The 25515-nt window shown below is 62.3% G+C and carries 27 protein-coding genes; 12 read left to right on the forward strand and 15 right to left on the reverse strand.

Annotated elements, in window-relative coordinates; translation table 11 throughout:
* Positions 1-10: 10 nt before the first annotated feature.
* From ihfA to NIT7645_RS04405, 5 genes are all read right to left on the reverse strand, one after another.
* The gene (ihfA, locus tag NIT7645_RS04385) at positions 11-313 is read right to left on the reverse strand and encodes an integration host factor subunit alpha (protein ID WP_008207184.1); all 303 of its coding nucleotides are present in this window, start codon (positions 311-313) and stop codon (positions 11-13) included.
* A 152-nt stretch (positions 314-465) separates the two neighbouring features.
* Entirely contained in the window at positions 466-1437 is a 972-nt protein-coding gene (locus tag NIT7645_RS04390; protein ID WP_008563073.1) for a beta-ketoacyl-ACP synthase III, read from the reverse strand.
* Positions 1438-1451: 14 nt separating this feature from the next.
* A complete protein-coding gene (gene plsX / locus NIT7645_RS04395; protein WP_037302473.1) occupies positions 1452-2579 on the reverse strand; it encodes a phosphate acyltransferase PlsX in 1128 nt (375 codons plus the stop codon).
* Positions 2580-2618: 39 nt separating this feature from the next.
* Complete coding sequence (rpmF, locus tag NIT7645_RS04400) at positions 2619-2825, reverse strand: 50S ribosomal protein L32 (protein WP_008561999.1); 207 nt, start codon at positions 2823-2825, stop codon at positions 2619-2621.
* A 216-nt stretch (positions 2826-3041) separates the two neighbouring features.
* The gene (locus tag NIT7645_RS04405) at positions 3042-3587 is read right to left on the reverse strand and encodes a YceD family protein (protein ID WP_008563079.1); all 546 of its coding nucleotides are present in this window, start codon (positions 3585-3587) and stop codon (positions 3042-3044) included.
* 88 nt (positions 3588-3675) lie between these two features.
* Here NIT7645_RS04405 and NIT7645_RS04410 point away from each other — a divergent pair, with 88 nt between their 5' ends.
* From NIT7645_RS04410 to NIT7645_RS04420, 3 genes are all read left to right on the forward strand, one after another.
* Complete coding sequence (locus NIT7645_RS04410) at positions 3676-4146, forward strand: outer membrane protein assembly factor BamE (protein ID WP_008561981.1); 471 nt, start codon at positions 3676-3678, stop codon at positions 4144-4146.
* A gap of 134 nt (positions 4147-4280) precedes the next feature.
* Positions 4281-5081, forward strand: a complete 801-nt coding sequence (locus tag NIT7645_RS04415; protein ID WP_110732319.1) for a GNAT family N-acetyltransferase — start codon at positions 4281-4283, stop codon at positions 5079-5081.
* 42 nt (positions 5082-5123) lie between these two features.
* On the forward strand, positions 5124-6935 hold the full coding sequence (locus NIT7645_RS04420; protein ID WP_074964217.1) for an ABC-F family ATP-binding cassette domain-containing protein: 1812 nt from the start codon (positions 5124-5126) through the stop codon (positions 6933-6935).
* A gap of 274 nt (positions 6936-7209) precedes the next feature.
* Here NIT7645_RS04420 and NIT7645_RS04425 read toward each other — a convergent pair whose 3' ends face one another.
* Together NIT7645_RS04425 and NIT7645_RS04430 are read right to left on the reverse strand one after the other, a co-directional pair.
* Positions 7210-7965: an SDR family NAD(P)-dependent oxidoreductase gene (locus NIT7645_RS04425; RefSeq protein ID WP_008561310.1), complete on the reverse strand. Its 756-nt coding sequence runs from the start codon at positions 7963-7965 to the stop codon at positions 7210-7212.
* 129 nt (positions 7966-8094) lie between these two features.
* Positions 8095-9039, reverse strand: coding sequence for a GNAT family N-acetyltransferase (locus tag NIT7645_RS04430; RefSeq protein WP_008560468.1), 945 nt, complete (start codon positions 9037-9039; stop codon positions 8095-8097).
* A gap of 27 nt (positions 9040-9066) precedes the next feature.
* On the opposite strand from NIT7645_RS04430, the gene NIT7645_RS19485 reads away from it, so the two are divergent.
* Positions 9067-9222, forward strand: a complete 156-nt coding sequence (locus NIT7645_RS19485; RefSeq protein WP_159420180.1) for a hypothetical protein — start codon at positions 9067-9069, stop codon at positions 9220-9222.
* A 99-nt stretch (positions 9223-9321) separates the two neighbouring features.
* Here the strand turns inward: NIT7645_RS19485 and tyrS are convergent, their stop codons facing one another.
* Positions 9322-10578 carry a tyrosine--tRNA ligase gene (gene tyrS, locus NIT7645_RS04435; RefSeq protein ID WP_008559444.1) on the reverse strand — a complete coding sequence of 419 codons (1257 nt, stop codon included), beginning with the start codon at positions 10576-10578 and terminating at the stop codon, positions 9322-9324.
* Positions 10579-10810: 232 nt separating this feature from the next.
* On the opposite strand from tyrS, the gene NIT7645_RS04440 reads away from it, so the two are divergent.
* The gene (locus NIT7645_RS04440) at positions 10811-12001 is read left to right on the forward strand and encodes an anhydro-N-acetylmuramic acid kinase (protein WP_037302877.1); all 1191 of its coding nucleotides are present in this window, start codon (positions 10811-10813) and stop codon (positions 11999-12001) included.
* 70 nt (positions 12002-12071) lie between these two features.
* Here the strand turns inward: NIT7645_RS04440 and NIT7645_RS04445 are convergent, their stop codons facing one another.
* A complete protein-coding gene (locus tag NIT7645_RS04445; RefSeq protein WP_008560750.1) occupies positions 12072-12503 on the reverse strand; it encodes a cupin domain-containing protein in 432 nt (143 codons plus the stop codon).
* A 62-nt stretch (positions 12504-12565) separates the two neighbouring features.
* On the opposite strand from NIT7645_RS04445, the gene NIT7645_RS04450 reads away from it, so the two are divergent.
* Entirely contained in the window at positions 12566-14005 is a 1440-nt protein-coding gene (locus NIT7645_RS04450; protein ID WP_037302472.1) for a protein adenylyltransferase SelO, read from the forward strand.
* Positions 14006-14015: 10 nt separating this feature from the next.
* Here the strand turns inward: NIT7645_RS04450 and NIT7645_RS04455 are convergent, their stop codons facing one another.
* Complete coding sequence (locus NIT7645_RS04455) at positions 14016-14936, reverse strand: DMT family transporter (protein ID WP_037302471.1); 921 nt, start codon at positions 14934-14936, stop codon at positions 14016-14018.
* Between the two features lie 176 nt (positions 14937-15112).
* Between NIT7645_RS04455 and NIT7645_RS04460 the strand changes: the two genes are divergently transcribed.
* The gene (locus NIT7645_RS04460) at positions 15113-15841 is read left to right on the forward strand and encodes an endonuclease/exonuclease/phosphatase family protein (RefSeq protein WP_008562328.1); all 729 of its coding nucleotides are present in this window, start codon (positions 15113-15115) and stop codon (positions 15839-15841) included.
* 97 nt (positions 15842-15938) lie between these two features.
* Here NIT7645_RS04460 and NIT7645_RS04465 read toward each other — a convergent pair whose 3' ends face one another.
* Positions 15939-17282: a DEAD/DEAH box helicase gene (locus NIT7645_RS04465; protein WP_008561959.1), complete on the reverse strand. Its 1344-nt coding sequence runs from the start codon at positions 17280-17282 to the stop codon at positions 15939-15941.
* 421 nt (positions 17283-17703) lie between these two features.
* Between NIT7645_RS04465 and NIT7645_RS04470 the strand changes: the two genes are divergently transcribed.
* Positions 17704-18117 (forward strand): Fur family transcriptional regulator, encoded by a 414-nt coding sequence (locus NIT7645_RS04470; protein ID WP_008559180.1) that lies wholly within the window; start codon positions 17704-17706, stop codon positions 18115-18117.
* Positions 18118-18124: 7 nt separating this feature from the next.
* On the opposite strand, the gene NIT7645_RS04475 is transcribed toward NIT7645_RS04470, so the two are convergent.
* Complete coding sequence (locus NIT7645_RS04475) at positions 18125-19453, reverse strand: NAD(P)/FAD-dependent oxidoreductase (protein ID WP_082204824.1); 1329 nt, start codon at positions 19451-19453, stop codon at positions 18125-18127.
* Positions 19454-19682: 229 nt separating this feature from the next.
* On the opposite strand from NIT7645_RS04475, the gene NIT7645_RS04480 reads away from it, so the two are divergent.
* The 4 genes from NIT7645_RS04480 to NIT7645_RS04495 all read left to right on the forward strand — a co-directional run bounded on the left by NIT7645_RS04480 (position 19683) and on the right by NIT7645_RS04495 (position 22932).
* Positions 19683-20591 (forward strand): DMT family transporter, encoded by a 909-nt coding sequence (locus NIT7645_RS04480; RefSeq protein WP_037302876.1) that lies wholly within the window; start codon positions 19683-19685, stop codon positions 20589-20591.
* A gap of 160 nt (positions 20592-20751) precedes the next feature.
* On the forward strand, positions 20752-22026 hold the full coding sequence (gene eno / locus NIT7645_RS04485) for a phosphopyruvate hydratase (protein ID WP_008559407.1): 1275 nt from the start codon (positions 20752-20754) through the stop codon (positions 22024-22026).
* A gap of 107 nt (positions 22027-22133) precedes the next feature.
* Positions 22134-22586: an MEKHLA domain-containing protein gene (locus NIT7645_RS04490; RefSeq protein WP_050686223.1), complete on the forward strand. Its 453-nt coding sequence runs from the start codon at positions 22134-22136 to the stop codon at positions 22584-22586.
* A 133-nt stretch (positions 22587-22719) separates the two neighbouring features.
* Positions 22720-22932 (forward strand): hypothetical protein, encoded by a 213-nt coding sequence (locus NIT7645_RS04495; RefSeq protein ID WP_037302470.1) that lies wholly within the window; start codon positions 22720-22722, stop codon positions 22930-22932.
* 519 nt (positions 22933-23451) lie between these two features.
* Here NIT7645_RS04495 and NIT7645_RS04500 read toward each other — a convergent pair.
* The 3 genes from NIT7645_RS04500 to NIT7645_RS04510 are packed head-to-tail and all read right to left on the reverse strand — an operon-like array spanning position 23452 to position 25417.
* Positions 23452-23901, reverse strand: coding sequence for a GNAT family N-acetyltransferase (locus tag NIT7645_RS04500; RefSeq protein ID WP_008559968.1), 450 nt, complete (start codon positions 23899-23901; stop codon positions 23452-23454).
* The gene (locus tag NIT7645_RS04505) at positions 23898-24461 is read right to left on the reverse strand and encodes a GrpB family protein (protein ID WP_050686225.1); all 564 of its coding nucleotides are present in this window, start codon (positions 24459-24461) and stop codon (positions 23898-23900) included. The genes NIT7645_RS04500 and NIT7645_RS04505 overlap by 4 nt, the downstream gene beginning before the upstream one ends.
* The gene (locus NIT7645_RS04510; protein WP_008559390.1) at positions 24458-25417 is read right to left on the reverse strand and encodes a nucleoside hydrolase; all 960 of its coding nucleotides are present in this window, start codon (positions 25415-25417) and stop codon (positions 24458-24460) included. Before NIT7645_RS04510 ends, NIT7645_RS04505 begins: the two co-directional genes overlap by 4 nt.
* Positions 25418-25515 lie beyond the last annotated feature (98 nt).

Below are 25515 nucleotides of genomic sequence, written 5' to 3' on the forward strand. Positions count from 1 at the left end.
TTTCAGACCGTTACTTACGGTTGCCGTCAGCCACCCGGTCCTTCATCAAATGCGAGGGCCGAAAGGTGAGAACACGACGAGGCTGAATAGGCACCTCTTCGCCGGTCTTCGGGTTACGTCCGACACGGGCTGATTTATCACGTACGCTGAAGGTTCCGAAAGAGGAAATCTTGACCTGCTCGCCGCGCACCAGTGCGTCGGACATGTGTTGCAGCATGCTCTCTACCAGCTGTGCGCTCTCGTTTCGCGACAGTCCAACCTCACGGAAGACGGCTTCGCTCAGATCCATACGTGTAAGTGTTTTTTCGCCCATGACTATCCCCATTGTTTGGTAAACCATATGGCGTGGGGAATTTAGCTGTCAATATCAATGAATTGCATCACGGCGCTGGATCGCCTGATCCAACCGTCAAATCACAATCAAAGGATGAGTGGGGCGCTAACCCCGATTTCGTGCTCTGGCGCTTACCAGCGCAGAACCACAGACCCCCAGGCAAGACCGCCGCCGATGGCTTCGGTCACGATCAGATCGCCCTGTTTGATCTGGCCCCGTGCCTTGCCCACGGACAGCGCCAGCGGAATTGACGCCGCCGAGGTATTGCCGTGGTCCTGGACGGTGACAACCACCTTGTCCATCGGCAGGCCCATTTTCTTGGCGGTGCCCTGAATGATGCGGATGTTGGCCTGATGGGGCACGATCCAGTCGACATCATCGGCGCCCAGACCTGCCCGTTCCAGCGAGGTATGGGCGGTTGAGGCCAGTTTCTCGACAGCGTGGCGGAACACCTGATTGCCCTGCATACGCAGATGACCTGTGTTCTGGGTCGATACGCCGCCATCGACGTACAGAAGATCCTTGAACCGCCCGTCAGAGTTCAGGTCGGTTGCGAGGATGCCGCGATCATCACTGGTGCCTGCGCCCTCTTGGGCCTCGAGCACCAGCGCGCCTGCGCCATCGCCAAACAACACGCAGGTAGAGCGGTCGGTCCAGTCCATGATCTTGCTAAAGGTTTCCGCCCCGATCACCAGAACCTTGTCTGCCTGACCGGATGCAACCAGCGCGTTGGCATTGCTGAGCGCATAAACAAAGCCTGCACAGACCGCCTGCACATCAAAGGCAAAGCCCTTGGTCATGCCCAATTGCGCCTGCACCATGGTCGCAGCAGAGGGAAAGGTCAGATCAGCGGTCGATGTGGCCACGACGATGGCGTCGATGTCATCTGCGGTCATGCCTGCGTCGGCCAGCGCGTTTTGCGCGGCCTTGGTGGCCATGTTCGATGTGGTTTCACCTTCCGCAGCGAAATGGCGGCGCTCGATCCCGGAGCGGCTGCGAATCCATTCATCGGAGGTGTCTAGCGTGGCTTCGAATTCCGCGTTCTCAACAATGCGTTCTGGGAGGTAGTGCCCGATCCCGGCAATAACTGCGCGTCGCGTCATTCTGCTGCCTGCCTTTATAAGTCTTTTTTGGTGGTCGCCTTGTCCGCTGCTGTGTCGGACGTTTGCGCTACGTCATCTTGGGTAAGCGCAACGGAGGATGCAACCCGTGCCGCGAGTTTTTCTGCAAAGCCCTGCTGCGCCAGGCGAAAGGCCAGTTTGACCGCGGCAGAGACGCCGGTTGCATCGGCGCCGCCATGGGATTTGACCACGGTGCCATTCAGGCCGAGGAACACACCACCGTTGACACGGCGGGGGTCAAGCCGCTTGGACAGCCGCTTGAGCGAGGTCATCGCCAGAAGGGCCGCGAATTTGGACAGGATCGAATAGGAAAACGCATCCCGCAATGCAGTGCGCATCAGGCTTGCGGTGCCTTCGCCTGTCTTGATCGCGACATTGCCGGTAAAGCCGTCGGTGACGATCACATCGGCCACATCACCGGGAATGTCACTGCCTTCGACGAAACCCACGAAATCAAAACTCGCATCCTCAGCATAGGACGCGATCAGCCCGTGGGCTTCTTTCAGTTCGGCATTGCCCTTGTGCTCTTCGGTGCCGACATTCAGCAGACCGACGCGGGGGCGGGCAATATCCATTGAGTTGCGAACATAGGAGGTGCCCATCAGGGCATATTGCAGCAAATCCTGCGCGTCGGCGCGCACATCGGCCCCCACATCCAGCATGACGTTAAAGCCCTGCGGATTGAGAGACGGCCACAGAATCGCAATGGCCGGGCGATTGACGCCAGGCAGCTTGCGCAGCCGCAGCATGGACAGCGCCATCAGCGCGCCGGTGTTGCCGCAGGACACGGCGCCCGCCGCTTCGCCCTGCTTCACGCTATCAAGGGCCGACCACATGGACGTGCCCTTGCCGTTGCGCATCACCTGGCTTGGCTTGTCATGCATGGTCACCACATCCCGGGCGTCCCGGAATTCAACCCGCCCATCCAGGACGCGTTTCTTGGCAACCAGCGCTTTCAGCTCGTCTTCCGGGCCATGCAGGATGAACCCGATGTCCGGATTCTTGTCCGCAGACATGGCAATACCGGCCACCACAACCGCGGGGCCGGCATCTCCGCCCATGGCGTCAACCGAGATGATTATGCGGCCGGCATTCTTCTGATTTTGATGGGCATTACCCGCCATGAAAAAGCCTGCCTGACATAACTCTGATTCAGACGCAGCTTAGGCTGCGTCTTCGTCCATGTCGATCTCGTTGGCTGCTGCAACGATCTCTTTGTCGTCGTAGTGGCCGCAGGAGGGGCAAACGTGGTGGGGACGACGCAGCTCACCGCAGTTGGAGCATTCGTTCGGGTTTGCAGCAACCAGTGCATCGTGCGCGCGGCGGTTGTTGCGGCGCGACTTGGATACTTTGTTCTGTTGGACAGCCATGTCTCAACCTTTGTAACTTGGGGCCTTGGGGCTGTTCCCGCGGCGCGTTTCGTTTGTGTTTCGATCGGTCTGCCGAGCGTTTAGGCCCAGGCTAAGCCGATGTCCAACCAAAATTCCGATGAGCGCGCGAAAATACTGGGAATTATCGTCTGCGCAAGCGGTTTTTTGTCCGAACCCGCCGGGTTGGCTCGTCGGAATCGACTTCCCGCTCTCTTTTCAGTCTTCACGCCCGCCGTCAAGCTGGTCGCGCAGGGCGGCAAGCCCGGCAAAGGGGCGGGTGTCTTCGTCCCGCATCGGCGCAACGCCCGGTTCAGCGTGGACCGATTCTCCCAGAACGGCACCGTCCTTGCGGGGGTATTGCGGCACAAACAGCGCCAGCGCCTCTTCCATGATCTCCTGCACGTCAATGTGACTGCCCAGAGGTTCGCTGCTGTCGTCCTCGGGCATCTCTACCTCTTCTTCGCTTTCGGCATATTCCATGCCCGCGATAAAGCTGCGGCGCAGTTTCTGGTCGATGCGGGTGGTGACCGGATCAAGCGTGACAACGCAATCCTGCACCACTGTGGCCCCCAGTTCGGCCACGACTTCCCAGTCGCGTTTGCCCATTGCGCGGATCTCGCCGGCAAAGCGCAGCTTGCGCAATTCGTTCAGCCCTAGCTCCTGTGCGAGGGCCGCCATTGCGGGGGCATCAGGGCGGAGTTCAAACCGGGTCGGGCGGTTCTGGGGCAGGTCAGCGACGCGAAAAGCGGTGCTCTCAGACATTTGGGGGACTTTCGTTTCTTGAACCGGAGGCTGGGTTTAGGTAATCCGGTTGCAAGGCGTATTCAAGCCGGGGGGCATGAGAGTAGTTATGGTATCCAAACACGCACGGTCGCTGAAGGCAGCGGCAAAGGTCACGGTCTTCCTTGTTGCCGGCTTCGCCGTTACGGCTTGTGCGCCGATGTATCGCAAACACGGCTATGTCCCGACAGAGGAACAGCTGGCCGAGGTTGTGGTGGGTGTCGACACCAAGGATACAGTGGCCGAAACCATCGGCGTTCCCGCCGCAGAGGGCGTGCTGAGCGATGGCGGCTACTATTACGTCTCTACCCTGATGCGCCGCCGCGGGCCGTCCGCGCTCAAGCCGGTCTCGCGCGAATTGGTGGCGGTGACCTTCAACCAGCAGGGCGTGGTGTCGGGCATCGAACGCTATGGTCTGGAGCAGGGCAAGGTGATTCCGCTGCAGCGCCGCGTGACCAGCTCCAACATTCAGGACAAAACATTCCTGCGTCAGCTTCTGGGCAGCCTTGGCAACTTTGGCCCCGGTGGTCTGGTCGAATAAATCGGCCTGCCATCCCCCGTCATTTGCCTGACATGCGCTCTGTGCTAGCTGCAGAAGACCCCGCTGCCCGCGCCACGGCGTGATGGGTTGCGGTTTTCTGTGGATTTATGTGTCAGAGCCAGACCAGCGCCACCATGACCCGATCAAAGCCCGAATATTCCCTGTCTGCCTCCCTGCCATCCCCACAGGGGCGTCAGCTGCTGGCGCGCGGGCGCTACCGGCTGCGCCTGATCCCTGCCACTGCGGGCGAGGATCTGGCGCGCGCGCAGGATCTGCGGGCGCTTTGCTTTGGGCTCGCCCAGCGGGACGCGGATGCGTTTGACGCCACCTGCCTGCATCTTCTGGTAGAGGAGGCAGAGACAGGCCAGCTGGTCAGCTGTTGTCGGCTGAGCCTTCTGCGCGATCGCACGGCGCTGCTGCGCAGCTATACCGGCACCCACTACGATCTGAGCCGCCTGCCCCTGGGAGAGGGCCCGGTGATGGAGCTGGGCCGCTTTTGCATCCATCCAGACTGGCGGGACGCCGATATTTTGCGACTGGCCTGGGGCGCGCTGACACAGCTTGTGGACGAAGAAGGGATTGGACTGCTTCTTGGGTGCAGTTCCTTTGCAGGCGTTGATCCAGGCCCCTATGCCCATGCATTGGCGCAACTGTCCCTGCGCCATCAGCCACCCGGCGGGCAGGTCGTCAGCCCGCAGACGGCAGAGCGGCGGATGCTGTGCGATCTTGACCTTCCGCCAACCCCCGATCCCAAACTGGCGGCGCTGCAGATGCCCGCCCTTTTGCGGACCTATCTGATGATGGGGGGCTGGGTTGGCGACCATCTGGTGGTGGACCGCGCGCTCAATACCCTGCATATCTTTACCGCGGTCGATATCGCCGCCATCCCCGACAATCGCAAGCGTCTGCTGCGTGCGGTCAGCGCCACGGGCTGAGCCATTCTTGACGCGCTGCCCTTGCCGGTTTAGCTGGCTTTCATGGCACGTATTCCTCTCTTACAGATGTCCGGCATTTCCCTCACGTTTGGGGGCGATCCGGTGTTCGCGGATCTTGATCTGGTGGTGCAACCTGGCGACCGGGTCGCTTTGGTCGGGCGCAATGGATCGGGCAAATCCACCCTGATGAAGGTGATGGCCGGTCTGGTCGAAGCCGATCAGGGCAGCATTGTCATCCCGCCGGGAAAATCCGTGGGCTACATGGAGCAGGATCCCAAGATGGAGGGGTTCGCCACATTGGGGGATTTTGCCGCCAGCGGGCTGGAGCCGGGCGAGCTGTACAAGGTGGAGCGCGCAGGCGAGGGGCTGAAGTTTGACCCCGCCCGCCCGGTAGAAACCGCATCAGGGGGGGAACGTCGCCGTGCGGCCCTGGCCAAGCTGATGGCCGAGGCGCCGGATCTGATGCTCTTGGACGAGCCGACCAACCACCTGGATATCGAGGCGATCACCTGGCTTGAAGACGAGCTGAAATCCACCCGCGCGGCCTTTGTGCTGATCTCGCACGACCGGGCGTTTCTGCGGGCCCTGACCCGTGCGACGCTTTGGGTGGATCGGGGACAGGTGCGCCGGCAGGACAAGGGGTTTGAGGATTTCGAGGCCTGGCGCGACAAGATCTGGGACGAGGAAGACCAGCAGCGCCACAAGCTGAACCGCCTGATCAAATCCGAAAGTCGCTGGGCTGTCGAAGGCATCTCTGCCCGTCGCAAACGCAATATGGGCCGGGTGCGCGCGCTGCAGGATCTGAAGGCAGAGCGCGCCAGCCAGATCAAACGGCAGGGGACAGCGGAACTGGCACTGGAGTCCGGTCCGAAGTCCGGCCGCAAGGTGATCGAGGCGGAGGGGCTCTCCAAGGCGTTTGGTGACAAACCCATCGTGCGGGACTTTTCGATCAAGGTGCAGCGCGGCGACCGCGTGGCCTTTGTCGGACCAAATGGCGCGGGCAAGACCACGCTGTTGAAGATGCTGTTGGGGATGGAGCAGCCGGATACGGGCAGCGTGCAGCTGGGAACCAATCTGGAAATCGCCCTGTTTGACCAGACCCGCGACCAGCTGGATGGCGATGCGAGCCTGTGGGAAAACCTGACCTCTGATCCTTTGCTGGGGATTTCCGGCAAGGCCGATCAGGTGATGGTGCGGGGCCAGCCCAAACATGTGGTGGGCTACCTCAAGGAGTTCCTGTTTGACGAGGCGCAGGCGCGCGCGCCGGTGCGATCGCTGTCGGGGGGCGAAAAGGCGCGGCTATTGCTGGCGCGGCTGATGGCGCGGTCCTCGAACCTCCTGGTGCTTGATGAACCGACAAACGATCTGGACGTTGAAACGCTCGATCTGTTGCAGGAGCTGTTGGACAACTACGACGGCACCGTTCTCTTGGTGAGCCACGACCGGGATTTTCTCGACCGGGTTGCGACCACCACAATCGCCATGGAAGGGGGCGGGCGCGCCACGGCCTATGCGGGCGGGTGGAGCGATTATCTCTCGCAACGTGGCCCTGTGGCGGGGGCGGCTGAAAAGGCTGAAAAGGTCAAAACGGCCAAGCCCAAACCCAAGCAGGAGCAGGCCCCGAAAGAGGGTTTGAGCTTTAAGGAAAAGCACCGGCTTGAGGCGCTGCCGGGCGAGATTGAACGCCTGGAGGCAGAGATCGCCAAGTTGCAGGAGCTGATGGCGGATCCCGAGCTGTTCACGCGCGAGCCGGTCAAGTTCAAGAAAGCCACCGAAGCCCTTGTGGAGCGTCAGGAAAAGCTGTCGGCTGCCGAGGAAGAGTGGCTGGAGCTGGAAGATAAAGCCGCTGGCTGAGGGCGGATAAGGGTAAACCTGTCTGACCCAATGTTTCGCACGCGAAACATTGGGTCAAAGAACGTGCCGTAAATAGCTGATAAATAACGAAACCCTGCCGCAATATGTTGCGCGGCGGTTAACGCGGCGCACGCAACGGGTCGACAGGGTATCTTGTGGCGCGGGGCCGCGTTCTACCGGATTTTGTAGCGCAGCCTGCGCCATTTGGGGGCGGGGCAGAAAGGGTTAACAATCTGCCCGGCTCCGCACGCTATGTTTTGCGGCTGGTGATGGCTCAGCGCATCCGCAATGCGCCATCAAGGCGGATCACCTCGCCGTTGAGATAACCCATCTCCACGATGAAGCCCGCAAGCCGGCCGTATTCGGCAGGATCGCCAAGGCGGGCGGGGTTGGGCACATCGGCGGCCAGCTGTTGTTGCACCTCTTCGGGCAGGCCTGCGAGCATCGGCGTCATGAAGATCCCCGGAGCGATGGTCATGACCCGCACGCCCGAAGACGCCAAATCGCGCGCCATCGGCAGGCACATGCCCACAACACCCCCTTTGGAGGCCGCATAGGCGGCTTGGCCCTTTTGTCCGTCAAAGGCGGCAATTGAAGCTGTGTTGATGATCACACCACGACCGCCATCTGCCTCTGCCTCGCATTTGGCGATTTCCACGGCTGCGAGACGGGCGACATTGAAGGTGCCGACGAGGTTGATGTCGATGGTGCGCTGATAGGCATCAAGCGGATGGGCGCCATCGCGGCCAACGGTTTTGATGCCAAGCGCGATGCCTGCACAGTTCACACAGGCATTGATCTTGCCCATCTTCTCGCTGGCCAGAGCAATGGCAGCGGCCACCGAATCCTCGCTGGTGACGTCGGTTTCGGCAAAATGCCCGCCGATTTCTGCGGCAACGGCCTGCCCGCGGTCCACATCGCGGTCCAGCAGTGTGACCTGTGCGCCATTGGCGGCAAAGTGGCGGGCTGTGGCCTCTCCGAGGCCCGACGCGCCGCCGGTGATGACGGCGGCGGTTTGCGACAATTTCATGAGGCTGTCCCCTCCCAAGGATCAATGCATGAGAACATCAGTATCTGAACGTGTGTTCAGATAATCACGTCCCCTCGGCAGTGTCCAGAGAGAGTTCCGCTGCGCCATTGGCGCCATCGGTCCCTTGGATCAGCAGTAGCCGGAGATGCCCGTGCTCATCAGGCGTTTGTCCAGCGCGGCGATGGGGCGGAGCAGGCGCCCCATCGGGGCCCAATAGGCCCATGTTCCGCCCAGCTGATGCAGGCGGGCGCCGCTGCCCAGTTTGAACCGGGCAAGTCCGGGGGCGTCTTCGGTGTTGATGACGCCAAGATCCAGCTGTTCGCAGCCCTGTTTGGCCAGCCAGTTCATTGCTTCCCACATCAACAGGTTATGTGCCGACAGCGCCTTGCCGCGCTCGGTGGTGTGGGCGATGTGATAGGTCGCACCGCGTCCGTGGCGCAGAACAAGAATGCCTGCGACGATATCCTTGCCTTCATGGGCTTCAAAAACCTTGGCCATGCCCTTGTTTTCACGGGCATAGGCGAGGGTCAGGTCGACAGGCCAGCTGCGATAGCCACGGCGGGCCTGTTGTGCGGCATCCGCAGCAAACAGCCAATGCGCCGGGGTTTGCGGCAGCGACTGGCGGGTGACGCGCAGGCCTTGGCGTTCTGCATGGACCAGACGGTTGCGCCATTTCTGATGCAGCCGTGCGCGGCGCTGGTCGTGGTCACCGGTCAGATCGACAAGACCGACATACGCGGGGCTGACCAGCGGAACGGCACCGTGGCGGGCGAGCGCGGGTGTGGGGGTTTCTGGCGACAGGATCACCGGGGTGCGGTGCAGGCCCTGTTCGCTGATTTGTTCGATCAGGCGCAGCGGTTTGTCGATGCGGGCGCGGTTTACCATGGCCACGTCGATACGGCCCAGCAGCTTGCGGCGCATCACGACGGTGTCCTTCAGCTGGCTGAGCACCATCGGCTCCTTGCCGGTGGCAGCAAGGGCGCGGGCGAATTCCGGGGTTTGGGGCAGCGCGGAGATGGTCTCGTCGCGCAGAATTGGGCGGGGCATGACATCAGCAGGCATAAAATCGAACATGGCGCCATTAACCGCAGGGAAACCTAAATGATGGTTAATGGAGATATGAAAAATGCGAATAAAATTTTGAAGCAACATGCACCCGGTGCCCGAATGACACGATCCGCCGCTTTTCTGCTGGCTGTTGCGCTGTCCGTTCCGGTTGGGCTGGTCCTGCTTTTGGTTGATCTGCTGCTGATTTGAGCGGGAACCTGCGGGGGTCTACCGGGGATATGCCCATGAAAAAGGGGGCCGCTGGCCCCCTGATCCGAGTGTTGTGTGTGTCTGAGGGCGACAGCGGCCTTAGCCGTCCAGCTGCACCAGTGCGTGGCGTTTTTTGCCCGCAGACAGTTTGATCGGGGAGGCGAGCGCGGCAGCGTCGATCATGAGGCCCGCATCTGTCAGCGGTTTGTCATCGATCTTGGCGCCATTCTCGGCGATCAGGCGCTTGGCGTCCTTGCCGGATTTCGCAAGACCCGATTTCACGATCAGCTGCACGATGGAAATACCATCGCCCAGATCTGCAGAGGACAGCGACAGGGTCGGCAGGTCGTCGCCAACGCCGCCTTTTTCAAAGACTTCGCGGGCTGTGGCCTCTGCGGCTTCGGCAGCGGCGCGGCCGTGCAGAAGGGCTGTGACCTCATTGGCGAGGATCACCTTGGCGGCGTTCACCTCAGAGCCTTCGAGCGCGCCAAGGCGGTTGCATTCATCCACCGGCAGCTCGGTGTACAGCTTGAGGAAGCGGCCCACGTCTGCGTCGGTGGTGTTGCGCCAGAACTGCCAGAATTCATAGGGCGACAGCATGTCGGAGTTGAGCCAGATCGCCCCGTTCTGGGACTTGCCCATCTTCTTGCCATCCGACGTGGTCAGAAGCGGCGAGGTGAGGCCATAGATTTCGTGGTCCAGAACTCGGCGCGTCAGGTCGATGCCGTTGACGATATTGCCCCATTGGTCCGACCCGCCCATCTGCAGCACACAGCCATAGCGACGGTTCAGTTCAAGGAAGTCGTAGGCCTGGAGAATCATGTAGTTGAATTCCAGGAACGACAGGGACTGTTCGCGGTCCAGACGCGATTTCACGCTTTCAAACGACAGCATCCGGTTCACCGAGAAGTGGCGGCCGATGTCGCGCAGGAAGGTGAGGTAGTTCAGATCATCCAGCCATTCTGCGTTGTTGAGCATCATGGCAGAGTTTTCGGCGCCTGTGTCGTAGTCGATATAGGCGGCAAAAACTTTCTTGATGCCTGCAATATTGGAATCGATCTGATCGTCGGTCAGCAGCGGGCGTTCGTCCGCGCGGAAGGAGGGATCCCCGACCTTGGTGGTGCCGCCGCCCATCAGGGTGATCGGTTTGTGACCGGTTTTCTGGAACCAGCGCAGCATCATGATCTGGATGAGCGAGCCGACATGCAGCGAGGTCGCGGTGGCGTCAAAGCCGATGTAGGCGGACTGGCCGGGGGTCATCAGTGCCTCGTCCAGGCCCTGATAATCGGTGCAGTCGGCCAGATAGCCGCGTTCCATCATTACAGAGATGAAGTCCGATTTCGGGTGGTAGGTCATGACGTGCCTCGGCTTTCTAAATTGCGCGGTGCTGTATAAAACGCAATTTGCGCGGGGGAAAGCAGTCTGAACCGCTTTGCGGCAGAAAATCCCTGCGGTATCTTTAGGGTGTGGCGACGGGGTTGCGCTGGCGGGGGGATCTCCTGGTCATTTGTCCCCCGTGTCGCTTTCCAATGATGCGATGAAACCGCGATCCGTGAAACCGGTCGCAATGCGAGCAGGCAAGAACAGCATGTCCAGAACCTCAAACCGAGCCATTGCGAAAACCGGCCCTCTGCGGGCTCTTGGCACGATGAGCGGCACCTCGCTGGATGGGGTGGATGCGGCCATCGTGGTCACTGATGGTGTGTCGATCCACGGATTCGGAGCCAGCTGCTATCATGCCTATGAGCCGGTTGAACGCGCGCAGCTGGCCTCGGCGCTGGGGCAGTGGCATGGCCCGCAGGTGGACGCGGCGGGTGAGATCGTGACGCGCGCCCATGCGGATCTGCTGAAACGCTTTCTGGCGGAACAGGCCGATGCAGATCTGGCCGATGCAGAGGCGGGCGTGGATCCGTCGCGCAGCGCGCCTGTGGATGTGATTGGCTTTCACGGCCAGACCCTGGCCCATGCGCCACGGCAGCAGGGGACGTTGCAGGTGGGCGATGGTGCGGCGCTTGCGCAGACGTTGGGTGTGCCCGTGGTCTGGGATTTCCGCAGTGACGATGTGCGCCTGGGCGGAGAGGGGGCGCCGCTGGCGCCGTTTTTCCACTTTGCCTGCGCCAAATACCTGAAGCGGGACAAGCCCCTGTGTTTCCTGAACCTCGGCGGGGTTGGCAATATCACCTATGTCGATCCGCGTTTTGATGCGCCTGAAGAGCCCGGCGCGCTGCTTGCGTTTGATACCGGGCCTGCCAATGCGCCGATCAATGATCTGGTGCAGGCGCGCTGTGGCCAGCCGATGGACGAGGGTGGCCGGATCGCGCTTGGCGGTGAGGTGGAGACGGGGGCGTTGGAGTTGTTTCTGGCCGAGCCCTATTTTGCCCGGATGCCGCCCAAATCTCTGGACCGAAACGACTTTTCTGAGATGATCGACCTTGTGTCCGAGCTGAGCGACCGCGACGCCACCGCCACGCTAACGGGCATGTGCGCCGCCGCTGTGGCGCAGGGAATGGAACATTGCCCCGAGGCGCCGGAGGTGGTGCTGGTTACGGGTGGCGGGCGCCATAATCCGGTGCTGATGGAGATGCTGCGCGTGTCACTGGATTGCCCGGTCGCCCCGATTGAAAGCGTCGGACTGGACGGTGACATGCTGGAGGCGCAGGCTTTTGCCCATCTGGCGGTGCGGGTGGCGCGGGGTCTGCCGACGTCCTGTCCCGGCACCACCGGCGTGCGCGCCTGCGTGGGCGGCGGCGTGGTGAGCGTGCCGGGAACGTCGGACTGAGCCGGGGAGCTGAGCCCGGGACAGGAAACGTCTGAGTTTCTTGGCAAATGTCCGGGGGAAAAATCCGGGGTCAGGCGCGGGGGATATCAAAACCGGGTGCGGCCAGTTCAAAGCCTTCGAACTGAAATCCGGGTGACACTGTGCAGCTGACCAGCGTGTAATCCCCTGTTGTGCGGGCCGCCTGCCAGTGGCCTTCCGGCACAATCAACTGGGGCTCTCCCTTTGTCAGGTCGGGGGACAGGAGGTGATCCTGCGCCGGCCCCGCGTCGCTGGCAGAGAGGGACAGCACCAGCGGCGCGCCTGCGTGATAAAGCCAGATCTCGGTGGCATCGACCCTGTGCCAATGGCTGCTTTCGCCGGCCTTCAGCAGAAAGTAGATGCAGGTGCCGGTGGCGCGGCCATTGTGGCGATCGGCGTTTTCGGCAATCCATGTCTGGCGATAATAGCCCCCTTCGGGGTGCGGCTGGAGGTTCAGCTTGGCGATGATCTCGTCAGCGGTCATGTCCGGGCTCCGTTTTGTCTGTTGGCTCTGGCAATTTGGTATCTGCCGCATATGTTTGGGCCATGACATTGCATATCCCCTTTGACAATACATATGCCGCGCTGCCGCCGGTGTTCTACACGAAACAGGCCCCTGTGCCGGTCAAGGCACCTGAGCTGCTGGCCTATAACGCTGCGCTTGGGGAGGAGCTGGGCATCACCGCAGGCGAGCAGGCCGAGCTGGCAGAGGTCTTTGCGGGCAATCGTGTGCCGGAGGGGGCCGCGCCCCTGGCGCAGCTTTATGCCGGGCATCAGTTTGGCAACTACAATCCGCAGCTTGGCGATGGGCGCGCGATCCTGCTGGGAGAGACGGTTGGCGCTGACGGCGCGCGTCGCGATATCCAGCTGAAGGGATCGGGGCGCACGCCCTATTCGCGCGGCGGCGACGGGCGGGCCTGGCTTGGGCCGGTCCTGCGGGAATATGTGGTGAGCGAGGCGATGCATGCGCTTGGCATTCCGACTACCCGCGCGCTGGCAGCGGTGACAACGGGAGAGCTGGTCTGGCGCGAACAGGGCGGGCTGCCGGGCGCGGTGCTGACGCGGGTGGCCTCCAGCCACTTGCGGGTCGGGACGTTCCAGATCTTTGCCGCGCGCGGTGAGACGGCGGCGCTGCGCCAGCTGACGGACTACGCGATCCAGCGCCACTATCCAGAGGCAGAGGGTCCGATGGGGTTGCTGCGGGCGGTGCGTGATCGCCAGTCAGAGCTGATCGCGGCCTGGATGTCGGTGGGGTTCATTCACGGGGTGATGAATACCGATAACTCGTCCATTTCCGGCGAGACGATCGACTACGGGCCATGCGCCTTTATGGATGTCTACCATCCCAGCACGGTGTTCAGCTCAATCGACCGCATGGGGCGCTATGCCTATTCCAACCAGCCCGATATTGCGGTCTGGAACCTGGCGCAGCTGGCGACCGCGTTGATCCAGCAGGCGGAGGATCCGCAGGCGATGGTGGAGGAGGCAACCGAGATCGTGCACGCGATGCCCGCGCTGACAGAGGCCGCCTGGTTGCGCCGCTTTGGCGCCAAGATCGGCATTGCCGAGGCAACCCGCGAGGATATGGGGCTGATCACCGATCTGATGCAGCGCATGGCTGCGGGGCAGGCGGATTTTACCAATACGTTCCGGGCCCTGGTGGATACTGTGTCGCCAGATGGCGGACCGGCGCGGGATGAGTTTCTGGAGCCAGAGGCCTTTGATAGCTGGGTGAGCGGCTGGCGCGCGCGACTGGAGCAGGAGGCGGATCCGGCGGCGGTGATGGCGGCGGCCAACCCTGTTTACATCCCGCGCAATCACCGGATCGAGGCCATGATCGAAGCGGCGGTGGCCGGTGAAATGGCGCCATTTGAGCGGCTCAATACGGTTCTGGCGGACCCTTACACCGTGCAGGACGGCGCCGAGGATCTGCGTCGCCCGCCAGCGGAAAGTGAGATCGTCACCGCGACTTTCTGCGGGACCTGACGGCGCGTGGTTATTTGCGGTTGATCAGCACGATACCGACGGCGACCAGTGCCAGCGCGGCCCAGACCTGCGGGTAGATGACTTCGTTCAAGAGCAGCCAGCCGAGGATGGCGGCAATCACCGGTGACAGAAAGCTGAAGGAGGCGACGGCGTTGGCGCGGTAGATGCTGATCAGCCAGAGCCACAGAAGATAGCCGAGGCTGGCAATGGCGACCGACTGGAACAGAACGCCCGCGATATGCAGCGCGGTGGGCGCGCGCAGCAATGGGCCAAACAGCGGCGAGATTGCAAGCAGGACCACCGCAGATGTGGCAAGCTGATAGGTCAGCTGACGGATGGGCGGCACGGCCGCCAGCGGCGACAGGCGCGCACAAAGCGCAATGCCCGCCCAGGCCAGCGTTGAGACCAGCGCCAGCACATCCCCCAAAAGCGAGGCATCACCGCTGCCCCGGTGCAGGACTGCCAGCACAACGCCACCCATTGCCAGCACCAGACCAAGCATCCTGATCGGGCTCAGCCGTTCCCCTGGCAGCAGCAGGTGACCTGCCAGCGCCAGCCAGACGGGCATTGAGTTGAAGATGATCGTCACCCGTGACACCGATGACAGATCAAGGGCGATGTAGAGGCAGATGAACTCTGCCGTGAACAGTGATCCGGACACCAGCCCCCAGAAATGGACAGAGCGGCTCCAGTGGACCGGTGTCGCAGCGGTTTCTGGCGGGGTTGGCGCGGTTGCGCGCTTTAGCTGGCCGCGAAACCCCAGCCATGCAAGCAGAACCGCAAGCCCGATCAAGGAGCGCAGGCCAGCCTGAAACACCGGGCCAAAGCCCCCGTTGGAGACCTTGATCACCACCTGATTGAGCCCCATCAGCCCGCTGAAGCCGATCAGCATCGCGGCGCCAAGGCCGTCCATTGCGCGTTTTTCACTCATGGCGCCACAGGAAATCCCGCCGCTGGCAGAGTCAAGGTGGCAAAACAGATGCTTAGGCCATTTACAGAGGTTTAGGCCATTTGCGGTGTGACGGGGCGTCCTCTGGTCCGGGCTTGCGATTTGCGCCATGCTGTGACCGTATCCCGCACCAAATGGCGGGGGCGGAAGCAGGTGAGATGACCAGGAAACCGGGGCAGGGCAACGTGATGGGACGGCTGAGGCTGGCCACATACAACATCCAGAAGTCAGTGGGGATGGACCTGCGTCGACGGCCGCGTCGCACGCTCAAGGTGATTGAGGGGACAGGCGCGGATCTGGTGTTGCTGCAGGAGGCGGACAAGCGTCTGCCGCCGCGCCCTGCTGCGTTGCCTCATTTCGTGCTGGATGAGGCAGGCTGGCATATCGTGGATCTGGGCGGCGCGGGGTCGCTGGGCTGGCATGGCAATGCGGTGATCTGGCGGGGCGATGCGCTGAGGCTGGTGGATCAGGGCCATATCCCGCTGCCGGGGCTGGAGCCGCGCGGTGCTGTCTGGGCCCGGTTTGAAACAGCGCTAGGCCCGCTGAGGGTGGTGGGGGCGCATCTGGGGCTGACCACCAGGGCGCGGCATGAGCAGGTGCATCATCTGGCGCGTCATATCGCAAGCGAGCCGGATCTGCCCACCGTCTGCGCCGGCGATTTTAACGAATGGTCGCGCCAGCCGGTGCTGGACCATATCGCGCCGCAGCTGCGGTTTGTGCCCCCAAAAGCCAGCTTTCCCGCGCTGCGTCCGATTGGTGCGCTGGACAGGATTGCTGTCAGCCGGGGTTTGCGGGTGGTCGAAAGCGGTGTCTACCGCGCCCGGCCTGCACATGTTGCCTCGGACCATTTGCCGGTCTGGGCAGACCTTGAGGCCGAGAGCGGCTGAGGGGATGCGCATTGCCCGACAGGACACATGAAAACGCCGGGGCGGTCGTATCCACCCCGGCGTTACTGTTTTTGTCTGATCCCTTGTGGGACAGGGGTTACTGCGCGCTGCGACGCTGGCCGCCGCCTGCCTTGCCCTTGCCACGGCCCTGACCGCGACCTTGCCCGGCACCCTGTCCGCCACCTGCACGGCTTTGCTGGCCTGCGCCACCACCACCGCTGCGGCGACGGCGATGACCGCCGGGTTTGCCGCCACCGGGTTTGCCACCGCCACCGCGACGGTTCGCAGGTGCGGTCGGGTCCGGCATCGCCTCCCACGGGCGGCCAGAGGCCACGGGGATGGTGATCTTCATGGTTTTCTGGATCGCTTTCAGTTCGTCCATTTCATCCGGCGCACAGAAGGCCACGGCCTGACCGTCCTTGCCTGCGCGGGCGGTGCGCCCGATGCGGTGGACATAGGCGTCCGGCACGTTGGGCAGTTCGTAGTTGTAGACGAATTTCACGTCCGGGATATCAAGACCACGGGCCGCAACATCGGTTGCCACCAGGATCTTGACCTCGCCGGATTTGAAGGCCGCCAGTGCCCGCTCGCGCTGGCCCTGGGATTTGTTGCCGTGGATGGCAGCGGCGGAAAACCCAGCAGCGGAAAGGGTCTTCATCAGTTTTTCCATGCCGTGTTTGGTGCGGCCAAAGACCAGCGTGCGCTCGTCCTTGTGTTCGGCCAGAAGCTCTTTCAGCAGGGACAGTTTTTCGGCCTTGGCGATGAAATGCACCGATTGGGTGATCTTGTCTGCGGCCTTGCCGGGAGGGGAGACCTCGATCCGGACCGGGGCGTTCAGATAGGAATTCGCGATCTCGTTCATCTGCTTGGGCATGGTGGCCGAGAACAGCATGGTCTGACGTTCCTGCGGCAGCAGGGACGAGATTTTGCGCAGGGCGTGGATAAAGCCGAGGTCCAGCATCTGGTCGGCCTCGTCCAGAACGAGGAAGTCGCAGGAGCCAAGGTCCAGCGCGCCGCGGTCCAGGATGTCGAGCAGACGGCCCGGTGTGGCGATCAGGATATCGGTGCCGCGCGACAGGCGGGAGATCTGCGGGTTGATCGAGACGCCGCCAACGACCAGACCGGTCTTGAGCGGGGTGCCTTCGGTCAGGCCCTTGAGCGTGGCGGCAATCTGGTTTGCCAGCTCGCGGGTCGGTGCCAGCACCAGACCGCGCACGGTCTTGGCGGCGGGCTTGCGGCCGTATTGCATCATCTGCGCAATCAGCGGCACGCCAAAGGCAGCGGTCTTGCCGGTGCCGGTCTGGGCCAGACCCAGAACGTCCTTGCCATTCAGCGCGTGGGGGATTGCGCGGGCCTGGATCGGGGTGGGCTCTTTGAAGCCCATTTCGTCAATGCGGGACAGGAGCTTTTCGGGCAGCCCCATGGTTGAAAATTCAGTCACGTATCGTCCTTTCGCAGCCGGAGCGGATGCCACGGCCGGTGCCGCCCCACAGGTGCGGGCGGTCTGTCGTTGGGGCAGGAACCTCAGGCGGTCTGACAGAATGTCAGCCCGCTGGTCGCTGCGAATGCCCCACGCGTGATATTGGGAACGGTGGCATATCCTGTCAGGGGTCGGTGGTGTGCCGCATGGCCGGTCAGCGTCTTGCTGGGTCTCCGGTCATGTCTGCCCCGTCTTCCTTGGGGGCGGCCCGACGCCCTCTGCTCACGCGGCAGGGAGGGATGCCTGAGCCGCAGATGGCCCTCCTGTGCGGCAAAGTCAATGGTCGTCATGTGCATATTCCTGCCAAAGTGGTGCGAAAACCCGGTTTGCAGCTGCCGCTGCTTTGTTTAAACAAGAGAGCCATGCTGAAGAAGGGACGGCTATGCGCGAGACGATTATCGCACGATGTGAAGCAAAAGGTCTGCGGATGACAGGCCAGCGTCGGGTGATTGCCCGCGTGCTGCAGGAGAGCGAGGATCACCCCGATGTGGAGGAGCTTTATGCCCGTGCCAGCGCGCTGGACGGCGCGATTTCGCTCGCCACTGTGTACCGGACCGTCAAGCTTTTTGATGAGGCAGGGATTCTGGACCGGCTGGAGTTCGGGGACGGGCGGGCGCGCTACGAGGATGCCGACCGCGAGCACCACGATCATCTGATCGACATGAACTCGGGCGAGGTGATTGAATTCTGCGACCCCGAAATCGAAGCGTTGCAGGAAAAGATCGCCGAGAAGCTGGGCTATGAGCTGCGTGGCCACAAGCTGGAGCTCTATGGCGTGCCGGTCAAGAAAAGCTGATCCGCGCCTAGCGCTCGGACCGGGCTGCGCGCCGCTCTCCTGCCGTGCGGACCCTGACGCCCAGATCAAGGAAGGGACGGGGCGGGATCAGGTTGGGCTTTGTCAGCGCCAGCGCATCTGACAGCAGATCCCCATCCTGACGGCAGGCGAGATCGGCAATCAGCTTGCCCATGATGCTGCCGCGAGACACGCCCGAGGCGTTGTAGCCACCACACAGGAACAGACCTGGCTGGGTTTCCTCAAAGACCGGTTTTGCGTTGCGGCTGATGCAGATATTGCCGGACCAGGAATAGGCGATGGCGCTGCGGTCCAGAAAACCAAAGCGTTTTTGCAGCCCGTCCGCGTGGATGTCGATGCGGTCAGACAGCTGCGTCCTGTTGATGCCGCCGGGGCGGTATTCGGCTGTGTTGCGGATCAGGATCCGGCGGTCCTGTGTCAGCCGCATGGTTGCGCCAAGCGAGCGCGGGCTGAGAATGCCCCAGCTGGCGGGGCGGTTGATGTCCTGTTCTTCCGCTTCGCTCAGGGGGCGGGTGAGCGATGCGGTCAACGCAAGCGGAAAGACCCGCAGCGATTTCAGGCCAAGGCGGGGAAAGAAGGCATTGACCGCGACGATCACCTGCGGGGCCGTCACGGTCCCTGTGGTCAGGTCAAGCTGCCAGCCATTCGCGGCCCGGTGGATGCGGCGCACGGGGCTGTTTTCAAAACATGCGACAGTGTCCGGCAGGCTGGCCGCGAGCCCCTGCGCCAGCATGGCAGGCTGCAGCAGGGCGCCACCACGGGACAATACGCCAAGACCGTAGAATGATGTGCCCAGTCTGCTGTGCAGCTCTGGCCCCTCGATGAGGCGAGCGTCAATTCCGAGGCGCTGGAAACTGTCGGCATGCTGGCGCAGCTTTGCGAAGTTTGCGGGGTCGTGGGCGGCGTGGATGGAGCCTGTGTCCTCCCACTGGCAATCAATCCCGTGGGTCTGGGTCAGCTGGCGCAGTTCTGCGACGCCTGCGTGGTCCAGCCGGTTCATGGTGCGGTAGCTCTTGAGCCCCTGATCGGTGTGCAGCTGGGCGTGACCGGGGCTTTCGTTTGCGACGGCAAAGCCGGAGTTGCGGGCGCTGGCGCCTTGAGCGATGCGTTTTCCGTCCAGCAGCAGGATCCGGGCATTGGGGCGCAGGTTCGCCATCTGGCGGGCGGCTGCAAGCCCGGTAAAGCCCCCGCCGATGATGGCCACATCCGCCTGCTGAGCGCCGCGGAGAATGGGGTGTTGCGGGAGGGCTCCCGCCAGTGCGCTCCAGCCGCAGATATCTTCGACCATGCCGTCTCTCGTCTTTGTCGCAAATACCATTGCGTTGAATTCCAAATATGAAAATGGCTAGCGGCTTTCGCTGTGAATGCAAGCATTTCTGCTGGATGCCGGGTGATGTATCAATTTTTGTGATGGTCGGCCCAACAGCATGTCATTGGGGCGTGTCGCAAATGGTGTTGTTTGACGCTGACAGAGCATGTTTGGTGCATCGGATCCGGGTCGCGCTGCGGCCTGTTGCGACTGCGCCGAGATCAAAGGACCGACCGACATGAATAACGTTACAGCGATTTTGCTGATCATTGTCTCTATGGCGGGGTTCACGCTGGAGGATACGGTGATCAAACAACTGGCCAAGACGATGCCGGTTGGCCAGATCCTTGTGATGCTGGGGATCGGCAGTGGCGCGGTATTCGTGATCTGGGCCAAGCTGCAGGGCCATCGGGTTCTGGCACGCCACAACTGGCGCTGGCGGCCGGTTCTGCGGGCCTCGACCGAGGCGCTGGCAGCGGTTTCATTTGCAACAGCTCTGGCAACCGTCGACATCTCTACTGTTGCGGCGGTGTTTCAGGCGATGCCCCTTGCGGTGACAATGGGGGCTGCGCTGTTTCTGGGCGAAGAGGTCGGCTGGCGGCGCTGGAGTGCGATCCTTGTCGGCTTCCTTGGTGTGTTGATGATCGTGCGGCCCGGCCTTGCCGGGTTTGAACCCAACGTGCTGCTGGTGCTGGTGGCGGTGGTTGCCGTTGCCGCGCGCGACCTGATGACGCGGGTGATGGACAGCGCGGTGCCCTCGACCGTGGTCAGCTCGCAGGCGTTTGGCTCTCTGGTGGTGGGGGGGATGGTCATGCTGTGGACCCTGCCGGGAGAGCCCGTGGCGCTGGGCCAGAATGACTGGTTGCTGCTGGCAGCCGGCATCGGCTTTGGCGTGCTGGCGTATTCCTGCATCGTCACCGCGACGCGCATTGGTGATGCGGCGGTTGTGACGCCGTTCCGCTATACCCGGCTGGTGTTTTCGATTGCCGTGGGCGTTGTGATCTTTGGTGAGCAGCCGGATATGATGACGCTGGGCGGATCTGCATTGATCATCGGGTCCGGGCTTTATGCCTTTGTGCGCGAACGGCGTCTGGCACGGCGCGCGCGGGCGGCACAGATCGGGGCAGAACTGCAGGCCAGCGCCTGAACTGCAACCGATGATCACCCTGTTGGATGGTTGCGCAAACAGCGCCGTGTTAGCCCTAACCCAGTAAAATAAGTGACGTTAGCGATAACGCTCATGGTTTACTTTTTGCTGGTTGCTGCTATGACGCAGACGACATTTGCCAACATCAGGAACCTGAGTGATGAGCACCATTATCGATATCCACGCCCGCGAAATTCTGGACAGCCGGGGAAACCCCACCGTTGAGGTCGACGTGATCCTCGAAGACGGCACCCTTGGCCGCGCGGCTGTGCCCTCCGGCGCCTCTACCGGCGCGCACGAAGCCGTGGAGAAACGCGATGGCGATGCGTCGCGCTACCTTGGCAAGGGCGTTCTGGAAGCGGTTGCAGCCGTGAATGGCGAAATCGCCGAGGCGCTGGTCGGCTTTGATGTGACAGAGCAGGTCGCCATCGACGCGGCGATGATCGAACTGGACGGAACCCCCAACAAGGGCCGTCTTGGCGCCAACGCCATTCTGGGTGTCTCGCTGGCCGTGGCCAAGGCCGCAGCTGATTTCACCGCTCAGCCGCTGTTCCGCTATGTTGGCGGCACCTCTGCCCGTGTTCTGCCGGTTCCGATGATGAACATCATCAATGGCGGCGAGCACGCCGACAACCCGATCGACATTCAGGAATTCATGATCATGCCGGTGTCGGCAGAGAACGTGAAGGAAGCAATCCGCATGGGCGCGGAAGTCTTTCACACCCTGAAAAAAGAGCTGTCTGCCGCTGGTTACAATACCGGTATCGGTGACGAGGGCGGCTTTGCTCCGGCGCTGGAAAGCACCCGCAAGGCGCTGGATTTTGTCATGACCTCGATCGAAAAGGCCGGTTACAAGCCGGGCGAGGACATCTATCTGGCGCTCGACTGTGCCTCGACCGAGTATTACGTCGACGGCAAATACGAGATGAAGGGCGAGGGCGCGTCGCTCAGCTCTGCTGAAAACGCGGACTACCTGGCTGCCCTGTGCGCCGACTACCCGATCATCTCGATCGAAGACGGCATGGCCGAGGATGATTGGGAAGGCTGGAAACTGCTGACCGACAAGATCGGTGACAAGGTGCAGCTGGTTGGTGATGACCTGTTCGTGACCAATCCCGAGCGTCTGGCAGATGGCATCCGTCAGGGTGTTGCGAATTCCATGCTGGTCAAGGTGAACCAGATCGGCTCTTTGAGCGAGACGCTGAAGGCTGTCGATATGGCCCACCGCGCGCGTTACACCAACGTGATGTCGCACCGCTCGGGCGAGACCGAAGATGCAACCATCGCTGATCTGGCCGTTGCCACCAACTGCGGTCAGATCAAGACCGGCTCTCTGTCGCGCTCGGACCGTCTGGCAAAATACAACCAGCTGATCCGTATCGAAGAGCTGCTGGGCGAAACCGCCGAATACGCAGGTCGCTCTATCCTGAAGTGATCTGCTGAGCCTGTTGGGTTCACATTCTGGAAAGCCCCGTCATTTTGGCGGGGCTTTTATCTTATCCGCGGTGTAGAGCGGAGATGCCAAGACACAGGAGCGCCAATATGAACGAACCATCCCCGGACAATGAGTTTCAGTCGGCGCATGCGGCCTTGCTGATGGCCTCCTTTGAGGCGGCGACCGGGCGGGGGCTGTTGCCGGGGGCGGATGCGCGGCGGCTTTATCATGCGCCTTTTCCGGTGCTGTCGCATGACACGGCGGCCGATCCTGTGCTGACCTACGGCAATCTTGCGGCGCAGGCGCTGTGGGAGATGGATTGGGCGCAGCTGACGTCCATGCCTTCGCGGTTGACGGCAGAGCCCGGCCATCGGGGCCAGCGCGATGCGATGTTTGCGCAGATGCGTGAAAAGGGATGTATCGAGAACTATGCCGGTGTCCGGATCAGCGCGACGGGCAAACGGTTTGAGATCCGCGAGGCCGTGATCTGGCGTCTGGTGGACGCTGATGGGGTGCTGCGCGGCGAGGCGGCGACCTTTCGGGATTATCTGCCGCTTTGACGGGCCAACGCAGGTCTGCGCGGCTGTGGTACGGCCGATCTGTGTGATCCCGCTCACAGACACGTGAGGAGGCGGCCCCTATCCTAAGCACAGGTGCCACGGTGGTGGTGCTGGCACAGGAGGGGGAAATATCATGGCATATCTGGATCCTTGTGCATCTGCTCGCGATCTGTCCGGGCAGGCCTTGCACGCGGTCTATGTGGTTGCGGCGCTTGGGGTTCTGGCAATTGTTGCAGGCTGTGCGGACACGGCGCATTACCCGTTGTCGGGGCTTGCGGTGTCGGCCAGTGATCCGGTGCATCAGCTGTCAATGACCGGCGGCACGATGGGAATGGTCGGCTTTTGATCTGAAATCTGCAGCAGGTCGCCCGCGCAAAAGCACCTGAAGGCGCAGGCGACCTGGCTGATTGGCGGGGCCCCCATGCCCCGGCCTGGCCGCGCGCCTTACTCCCACGGAAAGGCGACTGATGCGGCACGTGTCCGGGCTTTGCCCGGTGGCTACAAATCTGTCGCGCTGTCAGGGTCGCGGCTTCTGCCGACGACGTTGCGCTGCCATACCGAATGGCTGCGCGGCTCCACCGTCCCACGGCGTAACTGTCAAAACGCGGCGCCTGCCTGCCCCTGAGACGCGGGGCGGCGGCGGAAAATCTCCTGCGCCAATCAGGGCGCGTTCATTCGGGATGGCCGACCAGTTTGATGCGGGCAGATCGTCAGGATCCGTGAGGGAGAGACTGCCTGTCCGGGTGCCGGCGCCATGCTGGTCAGCCACCGCCGATGTGAAGGGGTAACGCGCGTTGTGCCAGGTGGTTCCCGGAGCGCGCGATAAATTACCGTGAAAGTGAAAAAGTATATCCTTGCCAGACGGTTAGAGGCGTCGGCTCATCACCAGAATATCGGAGTTCGGCTGGAACCGGGCGCGGGCATAGAGGCTGCGGGCCTTTTCGTTTTCCTGGCTCACCTCAAGATGCAGCGCGGTGATCCCGGCCTCTGCCAAGGTGCGGGGCAGGGCAAAGAGCACCTCGGTTGCGATGCCGCGGCCGCGCACGGGCGGGCGGATGAACAGCTCGTCGATATAGCCGTCCATGCCGCCAAATTCGACCGACCAGCTAAAGGTGACGACGATATAGCCCACAGGCGCGCGGGTCGGGCCAATCAGGTAGATCGCGCCATATGGCATGCCCGCCAACAAAGGTTCGACACCGGCGCGGCGGGTGGCATCATCTGAGGTGATCCCCATTTCGCCGTGAAAGGCAGCGACGAGATCCAGAACGCGATCCAGATCTTCGGGGCGGGCAAGGTGCAGGGCGGCGCTCATGGCGTGTCCTTTTCAGCGGATAGGGAGGGGGCAGGGCGTTGCCCCAATTGGGTGGCATCAGCCAGGGCGCGGGCTTCGACCTTGGCGATCCAGTCGGATTTGCAGGCACCATAGCCTTCTGCGTCGCCGGGATGGAGCGCAGCGCATCGCCCCTTGACCGCGCTGTAACCCGCCCGCAGCGCGCCATTGCCCCTGAGAGCATCGCGAAAGGCCAGATGGCGGTCAATGTCGGGTGCGCCGATGACATAGCAGTGGGCGTGAAACAGGCGCGTGCCGCTTTCCGGGTCATCGCGGCGGCAATACCGCCGCGCGGGCAGGCCATAAGGGCCCATCCAATCATAGCCCAGGGCCTCTAGCGGGGCGCGGGCCTGCTCCAGTCTTTCTGTGCTGGAAAAGACCGGCAGCATGTCGATGATCGGTTTCGCGGGCAATCCGGCGACAGCTGTCGAGCCGATGTGATGGATATCGATCAGCCCCTCCACGCCCGCCGCGCGCCAGCGAGTTGCCTCCAGCTCAAACAGCGCAGGCCAGCCGGGATCGGGGGCGTGGATCTGCGTCATAGACGGCCCAGCCGTTCGGTGATCAGTGCGAAAAACCCATCGCTGTCCACATCGCCGATAAACAGGGCATTGGCCGCACGGTCCGTCACGCCCCACCAGTCTGCAACGGTCATGCCCAGCGTCAGGTCAGAGGATGTTTCGACCATGACATTGATCCTGCGCCCCGAAAACAGCTCTGGCTGGATCAGATAGGCGATGACACAGGGGTCGTGCAACGGCCCGCCCTCAGAGCCGTATTTCTCGACATCGAAGCGTTCGAAGAAATCCAGCATCTCTGCGGTGAAATGACCGACGCGGGTGTCGAGGGCGCGGATCGCCTCGATCCTTGGGCGCGTGGCCAAGGCCTTGTGCGTCACATCAAGGGGCATCATGGTGACTGGCACGCCAGAGGTCAGAACGATCTCGGCGGCTTCGGGGTCGACGTAGATGTTGAACTCTGCTGCGGGGGTGATGTTGCCGACCTCGAAATAGGCGCCGCCCATCAGAACGATTTCCTGCACGCGCTCCACGATGTCGGGCGCCTGTTCAAAGGCGGCTGCGATATTGCTGAGAGGACCAAGAGGACAAAGCGTGACCGTGCCTGCAGGTTCGCGGCGCAGGGTGTCGATGATGAAATCGACACCGTTGATTTCCGCCAGCGGCATGGTGGGCTCCCACAGCTCTGGCCCGTCCAGACCGGTCTTGCCATGGACATGTTCAGCCGTGACAAGCGGGCGGCGCAGCGGGGCATCGCGACCGGCATGGACAGCCACATCAGAGCGGCCCGCAACCTCGCAGACGCGGCGGGCATTGGTCTGGGTCAGCGCCAGGGGCACATTGCCAGCGACACAGGTAATCCCAAGAAGATCAATCTCTTGCGGGCTACCAAGCGCCAGGAGAATGGCAACCGCATCATCCTGTCCGGGATCGGTGTCGATGATGATCTTGCGCGGGCGGCTCTGGCTTTGGTCGCTCATGGGGGATGGTCCTTGATTGGGTATTGCGCGACCCTCGCAAGGGCGGCGGCGGATGTCCAGCGTCGCTGCGGCTGTGGTCGGAATTTCCCCGCTCATGA

Source organism: Phaeobacter italicus, from assembly GCF_001258055.1.
GTDB classification, from domain to species: Bacteria; Pseudomonadota; Alphaproteobacteria; order Rhodobacterales; family Rhodobacteraceae; genus Phaeobacter; species Phaeobacter italicus.